Source organism: Agreia sp. Leaf335, assembly GCF_001423605.1.
Classification (GTDB): Bacteria; Actinomycetota; Actinomycetes; order Actinomycetales; family Microbacteriaceae; genus Agreia.
Genome location: NZ_LMOQ01000002.1, coordinates 675,643 through 691,918, shown reverse-complemented (window position 1 = coordinate 691,918; position 16,276 = coordinate 675,643). Strand labels below are relative to the sequence as shown.

The following is a 16,276-nucleotide window of genomic DNA, read 5'->3' as shown; positions in this document are numbered from 1 at the left end:
CCCGTGATTCCCCCTTTTCAGCGCTCCAGCGACGAACCGTGGCGCACTCCCTCGACGTGGTGGCCTCGTCTCGACGCGGCGACGGCGCATCTCGACACCCCGCTCGCGGCCGTCGGCCTCGAGGCCTTCGCGCACAACGCCTTCGACATGATCGATCGGGCCGCGGGCAAGACGATCCGCGTCGCATCGAAGTCGGTGCGCATCCGGTCTCTCGTCGATGCCGTGCTCGCTCTCGACGGTTACGCGGGCATCCTCGCCTATACGCTCCCCGAGGCGCTCTGGTTGGCCGAGACGGTCGACGATGTCGTCGTGGGCTATCCGAGCGCCGACGTCGGCGCTCTTCGCCAGTTGGCCTCGAGCCCCGAGCTGGCCGCCCGGATCACGCTGATGATCGACAGCCTCGATCATCTCGACTTCATCGACGAGGTCGCTCCTCCGGGAACACGCGAGAACCTGCGGCTCTGCCTCGAGATCGACATGTCGTTCGTCACGAAGGCGCTCGGCCATGTCGGCGTGTGGCGTTCGCCCGTGCGCGAGGTGGCGCAGGCGCAGCGGATCGCCGAGGCTGTCGCCCGGCGCCGCGGATTCACCCTCGTGGGCATCATGGGCTACGAGGCGCAGATCGCCGGGGTCGGAAACCGGCCGAAGGGCAATCCGGCGCGGGCGGTCGTGCTCGATTGGATGCAGAAGCAGTCGGTGACCGAGCTCACCGACAGGCGGGGTGCGATCGTCGAGGCGGTAGAGCGCATCGCTCCGCTCGAGTTCGTGAACGGCGGCGGCACGGGCTCTCTCGAGAGCACGTCGGCGGATGCGTCGGTGACGGAGATCGCCGCGGGCTCCGGTCTGCTGGGCGGGCACCTCTTCGATACCTACTCCCGGTTCCGGCCTGCGCCGGCGGCGGCCTTCGCGCTGTCTGTCGTACGCAAGCCGACGCCCCGCATGGCGACGCTCCTCGGCGGCGGCTGGATCGCATCCGGACCGCCGCAGAGAGACCGCACCCCCGAGATCGTCTGGCCCGAGGGGCTGGATCTGCAGGCGCGGGAGATGGCCGGAGAGGTGCAGTCGCCCGTCTCGGGCGCGCTCGCGGCCGATCTGCGCATCGGCGACCGGGCCTGGCTGCGGCACACGAAGTCGGGCGAACTCGCCGAACACGTCGCCGAGGTGGCGATCGTCTCGGGCGATGAGGTGGTCGCCACGGTTCCCAGTTATCGGGGCGAAGGGAAGTCCTTCCTGTGACCGCGAGCGGTGCCGTCTGGCGCAACTGGAGCCGCACAGAAGAGGTGCGTCCACGCCGCGTCGAGCGTCCGACGAGTGCAGGCGCCGTGCAACGAGCCATCATCGCGGCGGCGCGGTCGGGTCTGCCCATCAAGGCGGTCGGGGCGGGGCACAGCTTCACCGGTATCGCGGTGGCCCCCGGAGTTCAGCTCGATCTGAGCGCGCTCAGCGGTCTGATCGGAGTGGATGGCGAGCGCAAACGAGTCACGCTCGCGGCGGGCACCCGCCTCTACGACATTCCGGCCCTCATCGAACCGCTCGGTCTGGCGATGCCGAACCTGGGTGACATCGATCGTCAGAGCATCAGCGGCGCCATCTCGACCGGAACGCACGGAACGGGCGCCGAGTTCACCGGCATCGCGGGACAGGTGCGCGGAGCCGTGCTGGTCACGGGAGACGGCAGCCTCCTGCGCATCTCCGAGTCGGAGAACGCGGAACTGCTGCCGGCCGTGGCCCTGGGGCTCGGGGCCCTCGGCATTCTCATCGAAGTCACGCTGCAGTGCGTCGACTGCTTCGTGCTGCACGCCCAGGAGCGACCGATTCCATTAGGGGGCCTGCTCGAGGCCGAACCGACTGAGCACGGTTCGCTCGCCGACCGGGTGCGCTCGAGCGATCATTTCGAGTTCTACTGGTTCCCGCACACGCGAACCGCAGTCTCCAAGACCAACACGCGGCTGCCGGCGTCCGCGAGTACCTCTCCGCTCTCGCCCTTCGCATACTGGCTCGACGATGTGGTTCTGAGCAACGGCGTCTACCGGGCGACCTGCGCCGCCGCCGTTGCGGTGCCGACGATCATTCCTCGGATCAACGGAATGGCCGAGCGCCTGATGGGCAACCGCGAGTTCAGCGACCGCTCGCACCGCGTCTTCGCCACGCGGCGCACGGTGCGCTTCCGCGAGATGGAGTACGCGATCCCGGCGGAGTGCGTGCCCGATGCACTGCGCGACATCATGAGGCTCATCGACGAGCGCGGCTGGCGCATCTCGTTTCCCATAGAGGTGCGCTTCGCTAGGGGCGACGACCTGTGGCTGTCGACGGCTCAGGGCAGAGACAGCGGCTACATCGCCGTGCACCGCTACTATCGCGAAGACCCGACCGAGTACTTCGAGGCGGTCGAGCAGATCATGCTCGGCTACGGAGGGCGCCCGCACTGGGGCAAGATGCATACGAGGCAGTCGGAGGATCTTCGTGCGATGTACCCGCACTTCGACGACTTTCTCGCCGTGCGTGATCGTCTCGATCCTCAGCGCGTCTTCGCGAACCCCTACCTGAATCGAGTACTCGGAGAATGACGAGCAGAGCCACACGGTTTCCGAGCGCAGAGACACTCGCCGCCGAAATGCCCCGCGACTTCGTTCTGGGTGTGGCGACGAGCGCCTTCCAGATCGAGGGGGCGACCCGGGAGGGCGGGCGTGGGGCGTCGACGTGGGACGTCTTCTCGCACCAGGCCGGCCGTATTCGGGGCGGGGGGACCGCGGATGTCGCGGCCGATCACATCCACAGGCAGGGCGACGACCTCGACCTGGTGCGCGATCTGGGGGTGGATGCCTACCGCTTCTCGATCTCGTGGCCCCGGGTCCAGCCGGGCGGCACAGGCAGACTGAATGAGAACGGCGTCGCCTTCTACGATCGTCTCCTCGATCGGCTGCTCGCCGACGGGATCAGCCCGATGGCCACGCTGTTCCACTGGGACACGCCGAACGAACTGGCGGGTGGCTGGCGCTCGCGCGACACGGCGCGTCGGCTGGGCGAGCTCGCCTTTCTGCTGGGGGAGCGATTCGGCGACCGGGTCGACCGCTGGGTCACCGTCAACGAGCCCGCCACGGTGATGCTCAACGGCTACGCCCTCGGAATCCACGCTCCGGGGGAGACGCTGCTCTTCGATGCGCTCCCCGTCGCCCACAATCTTCTGCTCGCGCACGGCTACGCCCTCGAAGGGTTGAGGGGAGCCGACGTCTCCGGCGGCATCGGCATCACGAACGTGCACACACCCACGACACCCGCGACGTCGTCTGACGACGACACCGCCTTCGCGTGGCTGTTCGATGTTCTGCACAATCGCATCTTCGCCGACCCCGTACTGCTGGGCCGCTATCCCGAGCCGCGCGACGACTTCGCGTCGGTCCTGAAAACACTGATCGAGGTCGACTCGCGCGATCTCGAGCTCATCTCGCAGCCCATCGATTTCTACGGTCTCAACTACTACTTCCCGACGCGCATCGCCGCAGGTGCGGGTCGCGCGATCGCGCCCGACGGAGAGTCGGCGGCCATGGCGTCGCTCCCGTTCCATCTCGCGCCCTGGCCCGAGTTCCCCACCACGGGCTTCGGCTGGCCGGTCGCTCCGGAGTTCCTCGAGACGACGCTCGCCGAGCTGGCGAACAGATACGGTTCTGCGCTTCCGCCCGTGATCATCACCGAAGGCGGAGCGAGCTTCCCGGAGTCGCTCGTGTTCGACGAGCGCACCGGCGAACGGGTGGTCTCCGACCCCAGGCGCATCGACTACCTCGCCCGTCACCTCGAGGCGGCCCTGCGGTCGACCGCGCCGGGAGGAGTCGCCGAAACGCTCGATCTGCGCGGCTACTTCGTGTGGACCCTGCTCGACAACTTCGAGTGGGCCGCGGGTTACAGCCAGCGGTTCGGTCTCGTGCACGTCGACTTCGTCACCCAGGAGCGCACACCGAAGGATTCGTTCCGCTGGATGCAGGCGCTCGCGGGCGACCGCAGACGGTAGCCACCTAGGATTGCGGGCATGGCGCCCCGCATTCGAGCACCCCGATCTCTACGGGATCGCGCGGGAATCTGGCTCGGCGACTACGCCTACGCGCTGCAGGCGGAACGTCGGAGCGTCCGTTCGCGTCCCGATCCCGTTCCCTTCGAGAAGGGCAGCGAGCGAGCTGTGCTGCTCGTGCCGGGGGTCTACGAGAGATGGGAGTACCTGCTTCCCGTCGCTCAGGCGCTGAACGAGCGGGGACATCCATGCTTCATCGTTCCCGCATTGCAGCGCAACAGCATCCCCATTCCCGAGGCGGCGCGCCTGGCGGGAGCGGTTCTGCGCGAGCGCGACCTCAGCGATGTCGTGATCGTGGCGCACAGCAAGGGGGGCTTGATCGGCAAGCATGTGCTCGCTTTCGACGATCCGGATGGGCGAGTCGCCGGGGTCGTCGCCATCGCGTCGCCCTTTCAGGGCTCTTCGCTCTCGAGGCTGCCGCTCACGAAGCCCCTGAGGGAGTTCGCTCCGGGGCGGGGGAGTATCGCGACCCTGGCTGCAGAGAAGGTGATCAACGAGCACATCGTGTCGATCTACCCCTACTACGACACCCACATCCCGAGCGGTAGCGAACTCGCCGGAGCCACGAACATCGCTCTCCCCCTGACCGGTCACTTCCGGGTGCTCGCGGAGCCCCTGGTCATCGCCGAGACGGTGCGGGCGGTGGCGGCTCTTCCGCCGAGACAGGCGGCAGAGCTGCCGTAGGCCACGATCTCTGGGAGCTTGCTCCACAGCGAACGGGGTCTGCTGAGTGCTGGCTTATAGTAAACGCTATGGAATGGCTTATCCCGGTAATCGTCGTCGTTGTCCTCGTAGCCATCATCGGTATCTACCTGTGGGCCACGTACAACTCGCTGGTGACTCTGAAGGTGCGCGTCGATGAGGCGTGGAGCGACATCACGGTCCAGCTGAAGCGCCGCGCCGATCTGATTCCCAACCTCATCGAGAGCGTCAAGGGATACGCGGCTCACGAGAAGGGCGTGTTCGAGTCAGTCACGGCGGCCCGCGCGGAGACCCTGCAGGCGCAGGGCCCGGTCGACGCGTCCGTCGCCGAGACCCACATGCAGAGCGCGCTCAAGAGCATCTTCGCCGTCGCCGAGGCCTACCCTCAGCTGCAGGCGAGCCAGAACTTCCTCCAGCTCCAGGCCGAGCTCGTCGACACCGAAGACAAGGTGCAGGCGTCTCGTCGGTTCTACAACGGAGGGGTACGCGAGCTCAACACGAAGATCCGCGTCTTCCCGAACAACATCTTCGCCAAGAACCTCGGCTTCACCGAGCGTGACTTCTTTGAGGTGGCAGACCTCGCCGCCATCGCAGAGCCGCCGCGCGTACAGTTCTAGCCCCGGGGCGAGGGCTGAATGTATCGGGCGATAGCCGCGAACAAACGCAACACCGTCTTCATCATCCTCATCTTCTTGGGGATCATCGGCGGCCTGGGTTATCTGGCGAGCGCGATCTACAACAACACCACGATCGTGATCGTCACGGTGGTCGTGGCCATCGCGTACGCGGTCTTCCAGTACTTCTTCGCCAGCGGACAGGCGATATCGTCGAGCGGCGCCGTGCGGATCGAGAAGGCCGACAATCCCCGGCTCTGGCGCATCGTCGAGAATCTGTCGATCACCACGGGAACGCCGATGCCGGCCGTGTACATCGTGCCCGATCCCGCGCCGAACGCTTTCGCTACCGGGCGTGACCCGCAGCATGCCAGCGTCGCCGCCACCACAGGCTTGCTCGACATCATGACCGACGCCGAACTCGAGGGCGTGATGGCTCACGAGCTGGGGCACGTCCGCAACTACGACATCAGGGTGTCGATGATCGTCTTCGGCCTCGTCGTGGCCGTGGGCTTCATCGCCGACATGTTCCTGCGCTTCGCCTTCTTCGGCGGAGGCCGCAACAACAACAGCAACGGGGGAGGCGGAGGCGGCAATCCCGTCGTGTTGATTCTCGGTCTGATCGCCATGCTGGTTGCCCCGCTCGTCGCCGGACTCGTTCAGACGGCGGTGTCGCGCCAGCGGGAGTACCTCGCCGACGCAACGGGCGCGCTGACCACGCGGCATCCGGATGCCCTGGCCAGTGCCCTCGAGAAGCTGGCGGCCTACGGGCGTCCGATGCAGAAGCAGTCATCGTCGATGTCGCACATGTGGATCGCCGACCCGCTCAAGCCGGGCATGCTCACGCGCCTGTTCAGCACACACCCTCCCATCGACGATCGCGTCGCGCGCCTCGAGAAGATCGGGGGAGAGTTCTGACCCGCTAGGTCGTGCTCGAGATCTCGGCGGCGAGCGCCGATGCGAGCGTGCCTTTGGCCGAGACCTCGATGGAGTCGAGGCCCTGCCACTGCATCGTCTGACGAAGCACGGGGGCAAGTCGTGCGGCGGTGTCGTCGGGCGCGCCGTCTTCGGCCCAGGCCGCCCGCACGCGAAGCACGCCGGCCTGTCGGTCGCTCTTGAGGTCGACTCTGCCCACGACCCGGTCGTCGATCAGCACCGGCAACACGTAGTAGCCGAATACCCGCTTGGGCTCGGGGGTGTAGATCTCGATGCGGTAGTGGAAGTCGAAGAGACGCAGTGCTCTGGATCGCGCCCACACCACGGGGTCGAACGGTGAGAGGAGGGCCGCGGCGTTCATGCGACGGGGAAGGCGCGCATCGCGGTGCAGCCAGGCAGGCTTGCCCCATCCATCGATCGTGACAGGAACGAGCTCGCCCGCCTCTTCGAGCTCGCGAATCGCGGGAACCGCGTCGACGGCCTTCAGGCGGAAGTAGTCTGCGATGTCGTCGGCTGTTCCGACGCCGTGGGCCCGGGCCGAGATGGAGACAAGGCGGCGCATGGCCTCGTCGCGGGGAACGTGCAGCTCACGCACGGAGGCGGGGAGCACCTGCTCGGGCAGGGCGTAGACGCGCTCGAAGCGCGTTCGCCCGGCACTGACGACGTCGCCCCAACGGAACAGGGTCTCGAGCCCGCGCTTGACGTCGGACCACCCCCACCAGGAGCCGCTTCGGGTGTTCGACTCGTGCTCGATCTCGCTCGCGCGCATCGGGCCCTTGGCAGCCAATTCGGCGAGCAGCCACTCGGTCATGGACCTGTTCGCGGCGAACCACGAGTCGGCTTCGGTCTCGGCGCGGTCGCGATACTCCTGCTGCCGCCAGCGCAGCAGCGGAAGTGTGTCGACGGGAATGAACGACGCCTCGTGCGCCCAGTACTCGGTGATACGGGGCGAATAGGTGACGCGGTCGAGCTGCGCCTTGTCGTAGCTGCCGAGCCGGGCGAAGACGGGAAGGTAGTGGCTGCGCTCGAAGACGTTGACCGAGTCGATCTGCAGCAGCCCCAGCCGATCGATCAGGGCACCGAACTGGCGCACCCCGGGAACGACGCTCGTGGGTGGACGCCCGAAGCCCTGCGCGGCCAGCGCGACGCGACGGGCGAGAGCGGGAGACAGCGACTGAGCCATGTTCTCGAGAGTACTCATGCACCTACGACATCGAGACATACGCCGTTCACCTCGGCGATACCGGGCGGTCGCATCCTCGTCGCGCGACCCCCATAGCGTCGGCACGTCGGCACCACAGCCCCGCCCGGCACCCGCCCGATCCACCTGGAGGACTCTTGCTTTCCACCCGCACAGCCATCGCCGGCATCGCCGCAGCGATCGCCCTCACGCTTACTCTCAGCTCGTGCGCGAGCACCTCGGCCGATGCCTCCGCAGACGGCGGAGTCGACGCGGCCACCGCCACCAGCGTCTCTGCATTCGGAGACCTCGCCGGTCTCGAGAAGGCGGCGAAAGCCGAAGGTGCGCTCAACGTGATCGCCCTCCCGCGGGACTGGGCCAACTATGGTGCTGTGCTCGACGCGTTCACCGAGAAGTACCCCGAGATCACCATCACCGAGGCGTCGCCTGACGCATCGAGCGCCGAGGAGATCCAGGCGGCCGACAACCTCAAGGGACAGGACACCGCTCCCGACGTCTTCGACGTGGGCGCCGCCGTCGCGCTGGCGAACACGAAGAAGTTCGCTCCGTATCAGGTCGCGACCTGGGCCGACATCCCGGATGCGCTGAAGGAGCAGTCGGGCCTCTGGGTCGGCGACTACGGCGGATACATGGCCATCGGCTACGATCCCGACGCGGTTCCCGCGCCGAAGAGCCTCGACGATCTGCTCGGCGACGAGTACAAGGGCAAGGTCGCGATCAACGGCGACCCGACGCAGGCGGGGGCGGCCTTCGCCGCCGTCGGCATGGCATCCGTTCAGAGCGGCGGATCGACCGCCGACTTCCAGCCCGGAATCGACTTCTTCTCGAAGCTGAACAAGGCCGGCAACTTCGTGAAGATCGACCCCACCCCCGCCACGATCGCCTCGGGCGAGACGCCCGTCGTCTTCGACTGGGACTACCTGAACGTGGGCTACGGCAAGAAGCTCGACGGTCAGCGCAAGTGGGAGGTCGTCGTGCTTCCCGGCACGGGCTACGCCGGGTACTACAACCAGGCCATCAGTGCCGACGCTCCGCACCCGGCCGCCGCTCGTCTGTGGCAGGAGTTCCTCTACAGCGACGAGGCCCAGAACCTGTGGCTCGCGGGTGGCGCCCGCCCGGCGCGTGCCGAGGCGATGGAAGCGGCCGGAACGATCGACAAGGAACTCTTCGACGCCCTGCCGGAGACGCCCGCCGAGACCGTGGTGCCGAGCGCGAAGGAGTCCGAAGACGCTGCCGCCCTGCTCGGCAGCAACTGGGCCGCGGCCGTCCAGTAACGAAGAGAGAGACACAACTGATGGCTGACACCCTCGTGTCGGTCGTCGCTCCCCTCGAGGGCGTCGAACCTGCAGCAGTGCAGGCTCGGCGCCCCGAGTCGTCGCGACGGGCGGCCTTCACCGTGCCGAGTTTTCTCGGCCTCGTTCCCTTCGCGGCGTACATCCTCCTCTTCCTCGGGTTGCCCACCGCTATCGCGCTATTCACCGGTTTCCTCGATGGCACGGGTTCGTTCTCGCTCACCAACATCGAGGCGCTTGCCGACCCCCTGATTCTCAGCACCTTCGGCAACTCCATCGGGCTCTCGGCGCTCACCGCCGTGATCGGGTCGGTGGTCGGTGCCGCCTGTTGTTACGCGCTGATCGGCACGAACCCCACCGGGATGCTGCGCTCGGTCGTCGACTCGGCGAGCGGAGTCCTCGCGCAATTCGGCGGCGTGATGCTGGCCTTCGCGTTCGTCGCGACCATCGGCATCCAGGGCATGGTCACCGTCTACCTGCGTGACTCGCTCGGTATCGACATCTTCGCCGACGGTGTGTGGCTGTACGAGCTGCCCGGCCTCATCCTGCCGTACATCTACTTCCAGGTTCCCCTGATGATCATCACATTCCTTCCGGCGCTCGAGGGCCTGAAGCCCCAGTGGGCCGAAGCGAACGCGAGCCTCGGCGGATCGCGGGCGACGTACTGGTGGCGCATCGGCATCCCCGTGCTCACCCCGTCGTTCCTCGGCTGCCTGCTGCTGCTGTTCGCGAACGCCTTCTCGTCGTTCGCGACGGCCGCCGCGCTCACGAGTCAGGGGTCGCAGATCGTTCCCCTGCAGATCCGCTCAGCTCTCACGAGCGAGACGGTGCTGGGCCGAGAGAATCTCGCCGGCGCCCTCGCCCTCGGAATGATCGTCGTGATGGTCATCGTCATGACGCTCTACTCGCTGCTGATGAAGCGGTCGGCGAAGTGGCAGCGATGAGCGGCCAGGCGAAGGCGTTCCGACCCGAACCCGGCGCGCTCACCCGCTGGCTGATCCTCGGCGTCGTCGGGCTCGTCTTTCTTGTACCCATCGTGGCCATGGGAGAGTTCACGCTGCGTCGCGGGCTCGAGGGCGGCTACGACTTCAGCCGGTGGATCGCGGTCTTCTCCGGAGGGCTGACGGGGGAGTACAAGGGAGTGCTCACCGCGCTCGGCAACTCCGTGGTGCTGGCGATCGTCACCGTCGCGGTCATGCTCGTCATCCTCGTGCCCACCATGATCCTCGTGCAGTTGCGCTTCCCGTATCTGCGTCGCGCGATGGAGTTCCTCTGCCTGCTTCCCATCACCATTCCCGCCATCGTGCTCGTCGTGGGTCTCGCTCCCGTCTACTCCGTCGTGGCGAAGATGTTCGGCAGCGGTGTGTGGACACTCTCGTTCGCCTACGGAATCATCGTTCTTCCGTTCGCCTACCGAGCGATCCAGGCCAACCTGGCCGCGATCGACGTGATCACCCTCAGCGAGGCGGCGCGTTCCCTGGGTGCCGGGTGGCCGACCGTGCTTCTGCGCGTGCTGTTGCCGAACCTGCGCCGCGGCATCCTTTCGGCGTCGTTCATCTCGGTCGCCGTCGTGCTGGGCGAATACACGATCGCGGCCCTTCTGAACCGGGTCAATCTGCAGACGGCGCTCGTGATCGTGTCGAAGTCGGATCCCTTCGTCGCCGTCATCTTCGCTCTGATCGCCCTGGTCTTCGCCTTCGTCCTGCTGCTCGCGATCGGCCGGATCGGCGCACCCCGCCGTCGCCGTCGCGGGCGGGCCGCATCCATCACCGCACCCGCCGCAGTCACCCCGACCGGAGCATCCTCATGAGCCTCGCCACCCGTTCCGCCGCACGAACCGACCCGAAGACGCGCGGGGCCGGCGCAACCGTAGAGTTCCGTTCCATCGTCAAGGAGTTTCCCGGGCACCGAGCCCTCGACGGCGTCGACCTCACGTTGCAGCCCGGCGAGTTCGTCGCGCTCCTCGGCCCGAGCGGCTGCGGCAAGACCACGGCCTTGCGGGTGCTGGCCGGTCTCGAAGACGCCACGGGCGGCAGCATCACCATCGACGGCGACGACGTGTCGGGTCTGCCGGCCAACAGGCGCGACATCGGAATGGTGTTCCAGTCCTACTCCCTGTTCCCGCACCTGACCGTGCTGTCGAACGTCGAATTCGGCTTGCGGATGCGCAAAGTCGAGAAGGGCGAGCGGCGAACGCGGGCGCTGGAGGCCCTCGAAATGGTCGGCCTGGGAGCGCACGCCGAGCGCTACGCGCATCAGCTCTCCGGTGGCCAGCAGCAGCGGGTGGCTCTCGCAAGGGCGCTCGTCACCGAACCGCGCGTGCTGCTGCTCGACGAGCCGCTGTCGGCGCTCGACGCCCGCGTTCGGGTGCAGTTGCGCGACGAGATCCGGCGCATCCAGATCGATCTCGGAATCACCACGCTGTTCGTGACGCACGATCAGGAGGAAGCCCTCGCCGTGGCCGATCGGGTCGCCGTGATGCGGGCGGGCACGATCGAGCAGATCGGTGCGCCCGAAGAGCTGTACACGCGTGCCAAGACGTCGTTCGTCGCGGAGTTCGTCGGGCTCAGCAACCGGCTCGACGGGGTGATCGAGACGCCCGGAGTCGTCACCGTCGAGGGTGTCGTCCTTCCTCTCATCGACCAGGCGGCCCAGATCGGAGCGGTCTCGGCCTATGTGCGCCCAGAAGACGTGGTCTTCGCGTCGGAGGGCATCTCCGCGGAGGTGGTCTCGAGCAGTTTCCTCGGCAGCTTCCGTCGCAGCACGGTGCGCCTGGCCTCGGGCGCGCTCGTGCGCGTTCAACACGGAGCCACGTCTCCCGTAGCGGTCGGCGACAGGGTCTTTCTCACCTTCACGGGGGCACCCGTGGCGGTGAAGGCGGCCGACGCGTCATAACGAATTCTCCTCAGGTCTGCGCGCCTAGAATGAGGACATGTCTGAGCCTGACGTGAATGACGCTGCGGTTCCCCCGGGACTCCGCATAGCGGGAGCGTGGTCGTGGCGCCTGCTGGCGATCGCCGGTGCATTGGCCGTGTTCTTCTTCCTGGTGTCGTATCTCCGACTCCTCGTCATTCCCCTTCTGGTCGCAACGCTGCTCTCGGCGCTCCTCGTTCCGCTGAAGAACTGGCTCGTCGCGCACCGGTGGCCGAAGTGGCTGGCCATCACGGTGGCCGAGCTGGGCACACTCGTGATCGTCGCGGCGCTCATCTATCTGGTCGTCGCCCAGGTGCGGGCCGGTTTCGGCGATCTGCGCGACCAGACGGTCGCGAGCGTCCACGACCTCCGTGACTGGCTCACCCAGCCCCCGTTCAACGTCTCCGACAGCGACCTCACGGGCTACATCAACCAGGCGATGTCGTTCCTGCAGGCCGACTCGTCGGCCCTGCTCTCCGGAGCAGTATCGGTCGGTTCGACCGTCACCGAGCTCTTCGCCGGCGTTCTCTTGACCCTGTTCTCCACCCTCTTCATCCTGATCGACGGCAAGGGCATCTGGGCGTGGATCGTGCGGATCTTCCCGCGCCGCGCTCGCACGGCCCTCGACGGGGCAGGCAAAGCCGGATGGCTGACGCTGCAGAACTTCATCAAGGTGCAGATCCTCGTCGCCACGATCGACGCCATCGGCATCGGTGCGGGAGCCGCGATCCTTCAACTGCCCCTGGCCATTCCCATCGCTGTGCTGGTCTTCCTGGGGTCGTTCATCCCCGTGATCGGTGCCGTCGCGACGGGAGCACTCGCGGTCTTCATCGCCCTCGTCTACAACGGCTGGGTCGTCGCGCTCATCATGCTCGGCATCGTTCTGCTCGTGCAGCAGATCGAGGGCCACGTTCTGCAGCCTCTGGTCATGGGAACCGCCGTCAAGGTTCACCCCCTGGCCGTGGTGCTCGCCGTTGCGGGCGGATCCGTTGTAGCCGGAATACCCGGCGCTCTGTTCGCTGTTCCGATCGTCGCCGTGCTCAACGTGATGATCGGCTACATCGCCCGAGGCGACTGGCGACAACCCTCTCTCCCGACATCGAAAGACACCGTTCTCGAATGACTGATTCCCTGACGCAGCCCGTGCTCACCGTGGTTCCCTCGCTCGACGAGATGATGGATGCCCGGGAGCGCGTCTCGCGTATCGTCGACCCCACTCCCATGGAGACATCCCGCTACCTCAGCGCCGAACTGGGCGCTCCCGTCTTTCTGAAGTGCGAGAACCTGCAGCGCACCGGCTCGTACAAGATCCGTGGCGCGTACAACAGGCTGTCGCGGCTCTCGGCTGAGGAGCAGGCCCGCGGAGTCGTCGCGGCGTCTGCCGGCAACCACGCCCAAGGCGTGGCCTTCGCCGCCCGCGAACTCGGAATCTCGGCGACCATCTTCATGCCCCTCGGCGTGCCGCTGCCGAAGCTGCAGGCCACCAAGCAGTACGGGGCCGATGTCGTTCTCCGCGGGCACAGCGTTGAAGAGGCGTTGCGGGCTGCGGCAGAGTTCTCCGAGCAGACGGGCGCGGTCTTCATCCCGCCGTTCGATCACCCCGACGTCGTTCTCGGGCAGTCGACCCTGGGCCTCGAGATCCTCGACCAGGTCCCCGACCTCGAAACCGTGATCGTTCCGATCGGTGGCGGCGGACTGATCTCAGGCGTGGCGTCGGCGGTCAAGCGCCGCGCGGAGCTCGAGGGGCGCGCCATCCGAGTGATCGGCGTGCAGGCCGCGAATGCGGCCGCCTACCCGCCGTCTCTGGCCGCGGGCGAGCCCACCCAGATCGTCACGTCGCCCACGATGGCCGACGGCATCACGGTCGCCAAGCCCGGCATCCTCAACTTCGCCATCATCAAGGAGCTCGTCGACGAGGTCGTCACCGTCTCCGAGGCCGACATGGCGAAGGGGCTCCTGGTGCTTCTCGAGCGGGCCAAACAGGTCGTCGAACCCGCCGGCGCGGTCGGCGTCGCCGCGATCCTGTCGGGCCAGATCGTCGCATCCGGTCGCACCGTCGTGATTCTCTCGGGCGGAAACATCGACCCGCTCCTGATGCTGAAGCTCATCAACTACGGCCTGGCCGCGTCGGATCGCTACCTCAAGATGCGGATCATGCTGCCCGACCGCCCCGGCCAGCTGGCGCGTATCTCCGAGCTGCTCGCCGAGGCGAACGCCAACGTGCTCGAGGTGCTGCACACGCGCCATGGCAAGGGCCTGCAGATCAGCGAGGTCGAACTCGAGCTGAGCGTCGAGACGCGCGGGCCGGAGCATCGTCAGCAGGTGCTCGACATGCTGCGCGATGCGGGCTTCGACCCGCGCATCAGCGACGACTGATCAGGCTCGGTACGTCTCGACCTTCACGATCTCGACGTCGATGTTGCGGCCGGTCGGGCCGACGAACGAGGTCTTGTCTCCGACCTTGAGGCCGATGATGGCCTGACCCAGCGGGCTGGATTCGCTCCACACGTCGAGGTCGTTGTCGCCCGCGATCTCGCGATTTCCGAGAAGAAAGACGGTCTCGTCGCCCGCAACGAGCGCGGTGATCACGGTGCCGCCCTCGACCACGCCGTGGCTCTCGGGGATCTCGCCGACCTCGGCTGTGCGCAGCAGCAGGGTCAGCTGGCGGATGCGAGCCTCCATCTTGCCCTGCTCTTCTTTGGCGGCGTGGTAGCCGCCGTTCTCCTTGAGATCGCCCTCCTCGCGAGCCATCTCGATCTTCTTCGCGATGTCGGTGCGGCCGAACCCACTGAGCTCCTCGAGCTCATTCGTGAGGCGGTCGTAGGCCTCCTGGGTCAGCCACGTGACCTGGGCTGCTTCGTCTGCCATCGGAACTCCCTCTGTACGGATATATCCCGCAAATATGGCCCGGGAAATCTCCCGGGCATCGAAGAAGAGCCTAGGTGAGCCAGCAGCGGTAAATCAAACCTGTGACCGACTGCTCGGTGGTGCGGATGGTCTCCGTGATTCCCCGCGTCGCCTTGTCGGAGGCGGGGATGTCGATGACCTTCCATCCCACGATGGCGAACTTGGCGCTCTGCGCCTGCAGGGCACAACTCGACGTCGATCCCTTGGGCACGGTGAGCAGGAAGTCGATCGAGACCGAGTGCTCGTCGATGACGGTGTGCCCGGTGTCTTTCGCCTCGAGTTCGGCGCCGGAGTTGTCGAGACCGGCCCACACGACCCAGCCCACGAGAACGACGGCGAAGACGGCCGCGGTGATGAGCGCGATCACGCGGGTGCGCCGACTGTTGGCGCGCGTTCGCCCGTAGCGGATGGCAAGGTCTTCACGCGTCACGGAATGGGTGCCTCTCGAAGCAGCGATTAGTCTTAGGTGTTGGCTTAGATGTCTAGGCTAATCGGCAATGCTGAGGAGACGAGACCGATGACGCTGCGCCTGATGGCCGTGCACGCGCACCCCGACGACGAATCGAGCAAGGGCGCTGCCACATATGCCTACTACCTCGACCGCGGTGTCGAGGTAATGGTGGTGAGTTGCACCGGAGGCGAGCGCGGCAGCATCCTCAACGAGTCCCTGGCCGAGCGCCGTCACGCCGAGCGAGACATGGCTGGCCTTCGTCGCTACGAGATGGCGGCGGCTCAGAAGGTCGTGGGCTTCGAGCACCGCTGGCTCGGGTATGCCGACTCCGGGCTTCCCGACGAGGGAGAGCCTCTGCCGGCGAACGCGTTCGCGACGATTCCCGTCGAGATCTCGGCAGAACCGCTCGTGCGCCTCATCCGCGACTTCAAGCCGCAGGTGCTTCTCACCTACGACGAGAACGGCGGGTACCCCCACCCCGATCACATCCGTACGCACGAGATCTCGGTGCGTGCTCTCGAGGCGGCGTCCGACGCCGCGGCCTACCCCGACGCAGGAGAGCCGTGGAGCGTCTCGAAGCTCTACTACGACCGCATCTTCAGCTACCAGCGCATGAAGGCCGTCTACGACGAGATCGTGGCGACCGACCCCGAGAGCCCGCTCATCGCATCCATGACCGAGCTGCGCTCGTGGATGAAGGAGAGCCCGTTCCTCGCCACGACGCAGGTGCCGGCCGGTGCGTTCTTCGAGGTGCGGGACAACGCCCTGAGGGCCCACGCCAGCCAGGTGTCGCCAGACAGCCAGTTCTTCTTCTGGCCTAACGAACTGCAACTGAAGGCGTGGCCCTTCGAGGACTACCAGCTCATCTCGTCGAAGGTCGAGACGACCAAGCCCGAGGCCGATCTGTTCGCCGGAATCGAGGACGACGATGTACAGCTTTGACCAGATCGCGGTGACGGTGACAGAGGGCCTCATTCGCGCGGCCGATCAGCCCCAGTTCGATCCGAACACCGTCACGCCCGGCTTCGTCGGGTTCATCGCCACCTTCGGCGTGGCCGTCATCGTGATCCTGCTGGTGATCGACATGGTGCGGCGGGTGCGCCGCGTGAACTACCGCGAGCAGGTGCGGCAGCAGCTCGAGCAAGAGGCTCGGGATGCCGACGGTGCGGCGGACGGCGACACCCGGCCCTAGAGACG

Annotated in this window: 17 protein-coding genes; 14 read left to right on the top strand and 3 right to left on the bottom strand. The window is 66.7% G+C overall.

From position 1 onward, the window contains the following. The first annotated feature begins 3 nt into the window (after positions 1-3). From ASF79_RS09335 to ASF79_RS09310, 6 genes are all read left to right on the top strand, one after another. Positions 4-1,236, top strand: coding sequence for an alanine racemase (locus tag ASF79_RS09335; protein ID WP_055854046.1), 1,233 nt, complete (start codon positions 4-6; stop codon positions 1,234-1,236). Continuing rightward, entirely contained in the window at positions 1,233-2,567 is a 1,335-nt protein-coding gene (locus ASF79_RS09330; RefSeq protein ID WP_055854042.1) for a D-arabinono-1,4-lactone oxidase, read from the top strand. Before ASF79_RS09335 ends, ASF79_RS09330 begins: the two co-directional genes overlap by 4 nt. A 47-nt stretch (positions 2,568-2,614) precedes the next feature. Continuing rightward, positions 2,615-4,006, top strand: a complete 1,392-nt coding sequence (locus ASF79_RS09325; protein WP_235500713.1) for a glycoside hydrolase family 1 protein — start codon at positions 2,615-2,617, stop codon at positions 4,004-4,006. 18 nt (positions 4,007-4,024) lie between these two features. After that, the gene (locus ASF79_RS09320; RefSeq protein WP_055854037.1) at positions 4,025-4,747 is read left to right on the top strand and encodes an esterase/lipase family protein; all 723 of its coding nucleotides are present in this window, start codon (positions 4,025-4,027) and stop codon (positions 4,745-4,747) included. A 68-nt stretch (positions 4,748-4,815) separates the two neighbouring features. Further along, positions 4,816-5,382 carry a LemA family protein gene (locus ASF79_RS09315; protein WP_055780180.1) on the top strand — a complete coding sequence of 189 codons (567 nt, stop codon included), beginning with the start codon at positions 4,816-4,818 and terminating at the stop codon, positions 5,380-5,382. Between the two features lie 18 nt (positions 5,383-5,400). Beyond that, positions 5,401-6,297: a M48 family metallopeptidase gene (locus ASF79_RS09310; RefSeq protein ID WP_055854034.1), complete on the top strand. Its 897-nt coding sequence runs from the start codon at positions 5,401-5,403 to the stop codon at positions 6,295-6,297. Positions 6,298-6,301: 4 nt separating this feature from the next. Here ASF79_RS09310 and ASF79_RS09305 read toward each other — a convergent pair whose 3' ends face one another. Beyond that, positions 6,302-7,498, bottom strand: a complete 1,197-nt coding sequence (locus ASF79_RS09305; protein ID WP_055854701.1) for a winged helix-turn-helix domain-containing protein — start codon at positions 7,496-7,498, stop codon at positions 6,302-6,304. Positions 7,499-7,653: 155 nt separating this feature from the next. Between ASF79_RS09305 and ASF79_RS09300 the strand changes: the two genes are divergently transcribed. Genes ASF79_RS09300 through ilvA form a run of 6 tightly spaced genes read left to right on the top strand, consistent with a single transcriptional unit; the run spans position 7,654 to position 14,097 of the window. Beyond that, positions 7,654-8,790: an ABC transporter substrate-binding protein gene (locus ASF79_RS09300; RefSeq protein ID WP_055854021.1), complete on the top strand. Its 1,137-nt coding sequence runs from the start codon at positions 7,654-7,656 to the stop codon at positions 8,788-8,790. Positions 8,791-8,810: 20 nt separating this feature from the next. Beyond that, positions 8,811-9,752: an ABC transporter permease gene (locus ASF79_RS09295; RefSeq protein WP_055780190.1), complete on the top strand. Its 942-nt coding sequence runs from the start codon at positions 8,811-8,813 to the stop codon at positions 9,750-9,752. Beyond that, positions 9,749-10,618, top strand: a complete 870-nt coding sequence (locus tag ASF79_RS09290) for an ABC transporter permease (RefSeq protein ID WP_055854698.1) — start codon at positions 9,749-9,751, stop codon at positions 10,616-10,618. Before ASF79_RS09295 ends, ASF79_RS09290 begins: the two co-directional genes overlap by 4 nt. Next, positions 10,615-11,703 carry an ABC transporter ATP-binding protein gene (locus ASF79_RS09285; protein ID WP_055854018.1) on the top strand — a complete coding sequence of 363 codons (1,089 nt, stop codon included), beginning with the start codon at positions 10,615-10,617 and terminating at the stop codon, positions 11,701-11,703. Before ASF79_RS09290 ends, ASF79_RS09285 begins: the two co-directional genes overlap by 4 nt. A gap of 37 nt (positions 11,704-11,740) precedes the next feature. After that, on the top strand, positions 11,741-12,844 hold the full coding sequence (locus ASF79_RS09280) for an AI-2E family transporter (protein ID WP_055780194.1): 1,104 nt from the start codon (positions 11,741-11,743) through the stop codon (positions 12,842-12,844). Then, positions 12,841-14,097, top strand: a complete 1,257-nt coding sequence (gene ilvA, locus ASF79_RS09275) for a threonine ammonia-lyase (protein WP_055854016.1) — start codon at positions 12,841-12,843, stop codon at positions 14,095-14,097. The genes ASF79_RS09280 and ilvA overlap by 4 nt, the downstream gene beginning before the upstream one ends. Here ilvA and greA read toward each other — a convergent pair whose 3' ends face one another. After that, on the bottom strand, positions 14,098-14,589 hold the full coding sequence (gene greA, locus ASF79_RS09270; protein ID WP_044438983.1) for a transcription elongation factor GreA: 492 nt from the start codon (positions 14,587-14,589) through the stop codon (positions 14,098-14,100). 70 nt (positions 14,590-14,659) lie between these two features. Continuing rightward, entirely contained in the window at positions 14,660-15,058 is a 399-nt protein-coding gene (locus tag ASF79_RS09265; RefSeq protein ID WP_055780201.1) for a DUF4307 domain-containing protein, read from the bottom strand. Between the two features lie 87 nt (positions 15,059-15,145). Between ASF79_RS09265 and mca the strand changes: the two genes are divergently transcribed. Continuing rightward, the gene (gene mca / locus ASF79_RS09260; RefSeq protein ID WP_200933557.1) at positions 15,146-16,021 is read left to right on the top strand and encodes a mycothiol conjugate amidase Mca; all 876 of its coding nucleotides are present in this window, start codon (positions 15,146-15,148) and stop codon (positions 16,019-16,021) included. Beyond that, entirely contained in the window at positions 16,008-16,271 is a 264-nt protein-coding gene (locus ASF79_RS09255; protein ID WP_055854013.1) for a hypothetical protein, read from the top strand. The genes mca and ASF79_RS09255 overlap by 14 nt, the downstream gene beginning before the upstream one ends. Positions 16,272-16,276 lie beyond the last annotated feature (5 nt).

Coding starts and splice junctions, on each gene's coding strand:
- ASF79_RS09325 (WP_235500713.1), top strand. CDS start 2,615: ATGCCCCGCGACTTCGTTCTGGGTGTGGCGACGAGCGCCTTCCAGATC.
- ASF79_RS09320 (WP_055854037.1), top strand. CDS start 4,025: ATGGCGCCCCGCATTCGAGCACCCCGATCTCTACGGGATCGCGCGGGA.
- ASF79_RS09315 (WP_055780180.1), top strand. CDS start 4,816: ATGGAATGGCTTATCCCGGTAATCGTCGTCGTTGTCCTCGTAGCCATC.
- ASF79_RS09310 (WP_055854034.1), top strand. CDS start 5,401: ATGTATCGGGCGATAGCCGCGAACAAACGCAACACCGTCTTCATCATC.
- ASF79_RS09305 (WP_055854701.1), bottom strand. CDS start 7,498: ATGGCTCAGTCGCTGTCTCCCGCTCTCGCCCGTCGCGTCGCGCTGGCC.
- ASF79_RS09295 (WP_055780190.1), top strand. CDS start 8,811: ATGGCTGACACCCTCGTGTCGGTCGTCGCTCCCCTCGAGGGCGTCGAA.
- ASF79_RS09290 (WP_055854698.1), top strand. CDS start 9,749: ATGAGCGGCCAGGCGAAGGCGTTCCGACCCGAACCCGGCGCGCTCACC.
- ASF79_RS09285 (WP_055854018.1), top strand. CDS start 10,615: ATGAGCCTCGCCACCCGTTCCGCCGCACGAACCGACCCGAAGACGCGC.
- ASF79_RS09280 (WP_055780194.1), top strand. CDS start 11,741: ATGTCTGAGCCTGACGTGAATGACGCTGCGGTTCCCCCGGGACTCCGC.
- ilvA (WP_055854016.1), top strand. CDS start 12,841: ATGACTGATTCCCTGACGCAGCCCGTGCTCACCGTGGTTCCCTCGCTC.
- greA (WP_044438983.1), bottom strand. CDS start 14,589: ATGGCAGACGAAGCAGCCCAGGTCACGTGGCTGACCCAGGAGGCCTAC.
- mca (WP_200933557.1), top strand. CDS start 15,146: ATGACGCTGCGCCTGATGGCCGTGCACGCGCACCCCGACGACGAATCG.
- ASF79_RS09255 (WP_055854013.1), top strand. CDS start 16,008: ATGTACAGCTTTGACCAGATCGCGGTGACGGTGACAGAGGGCCTCATT.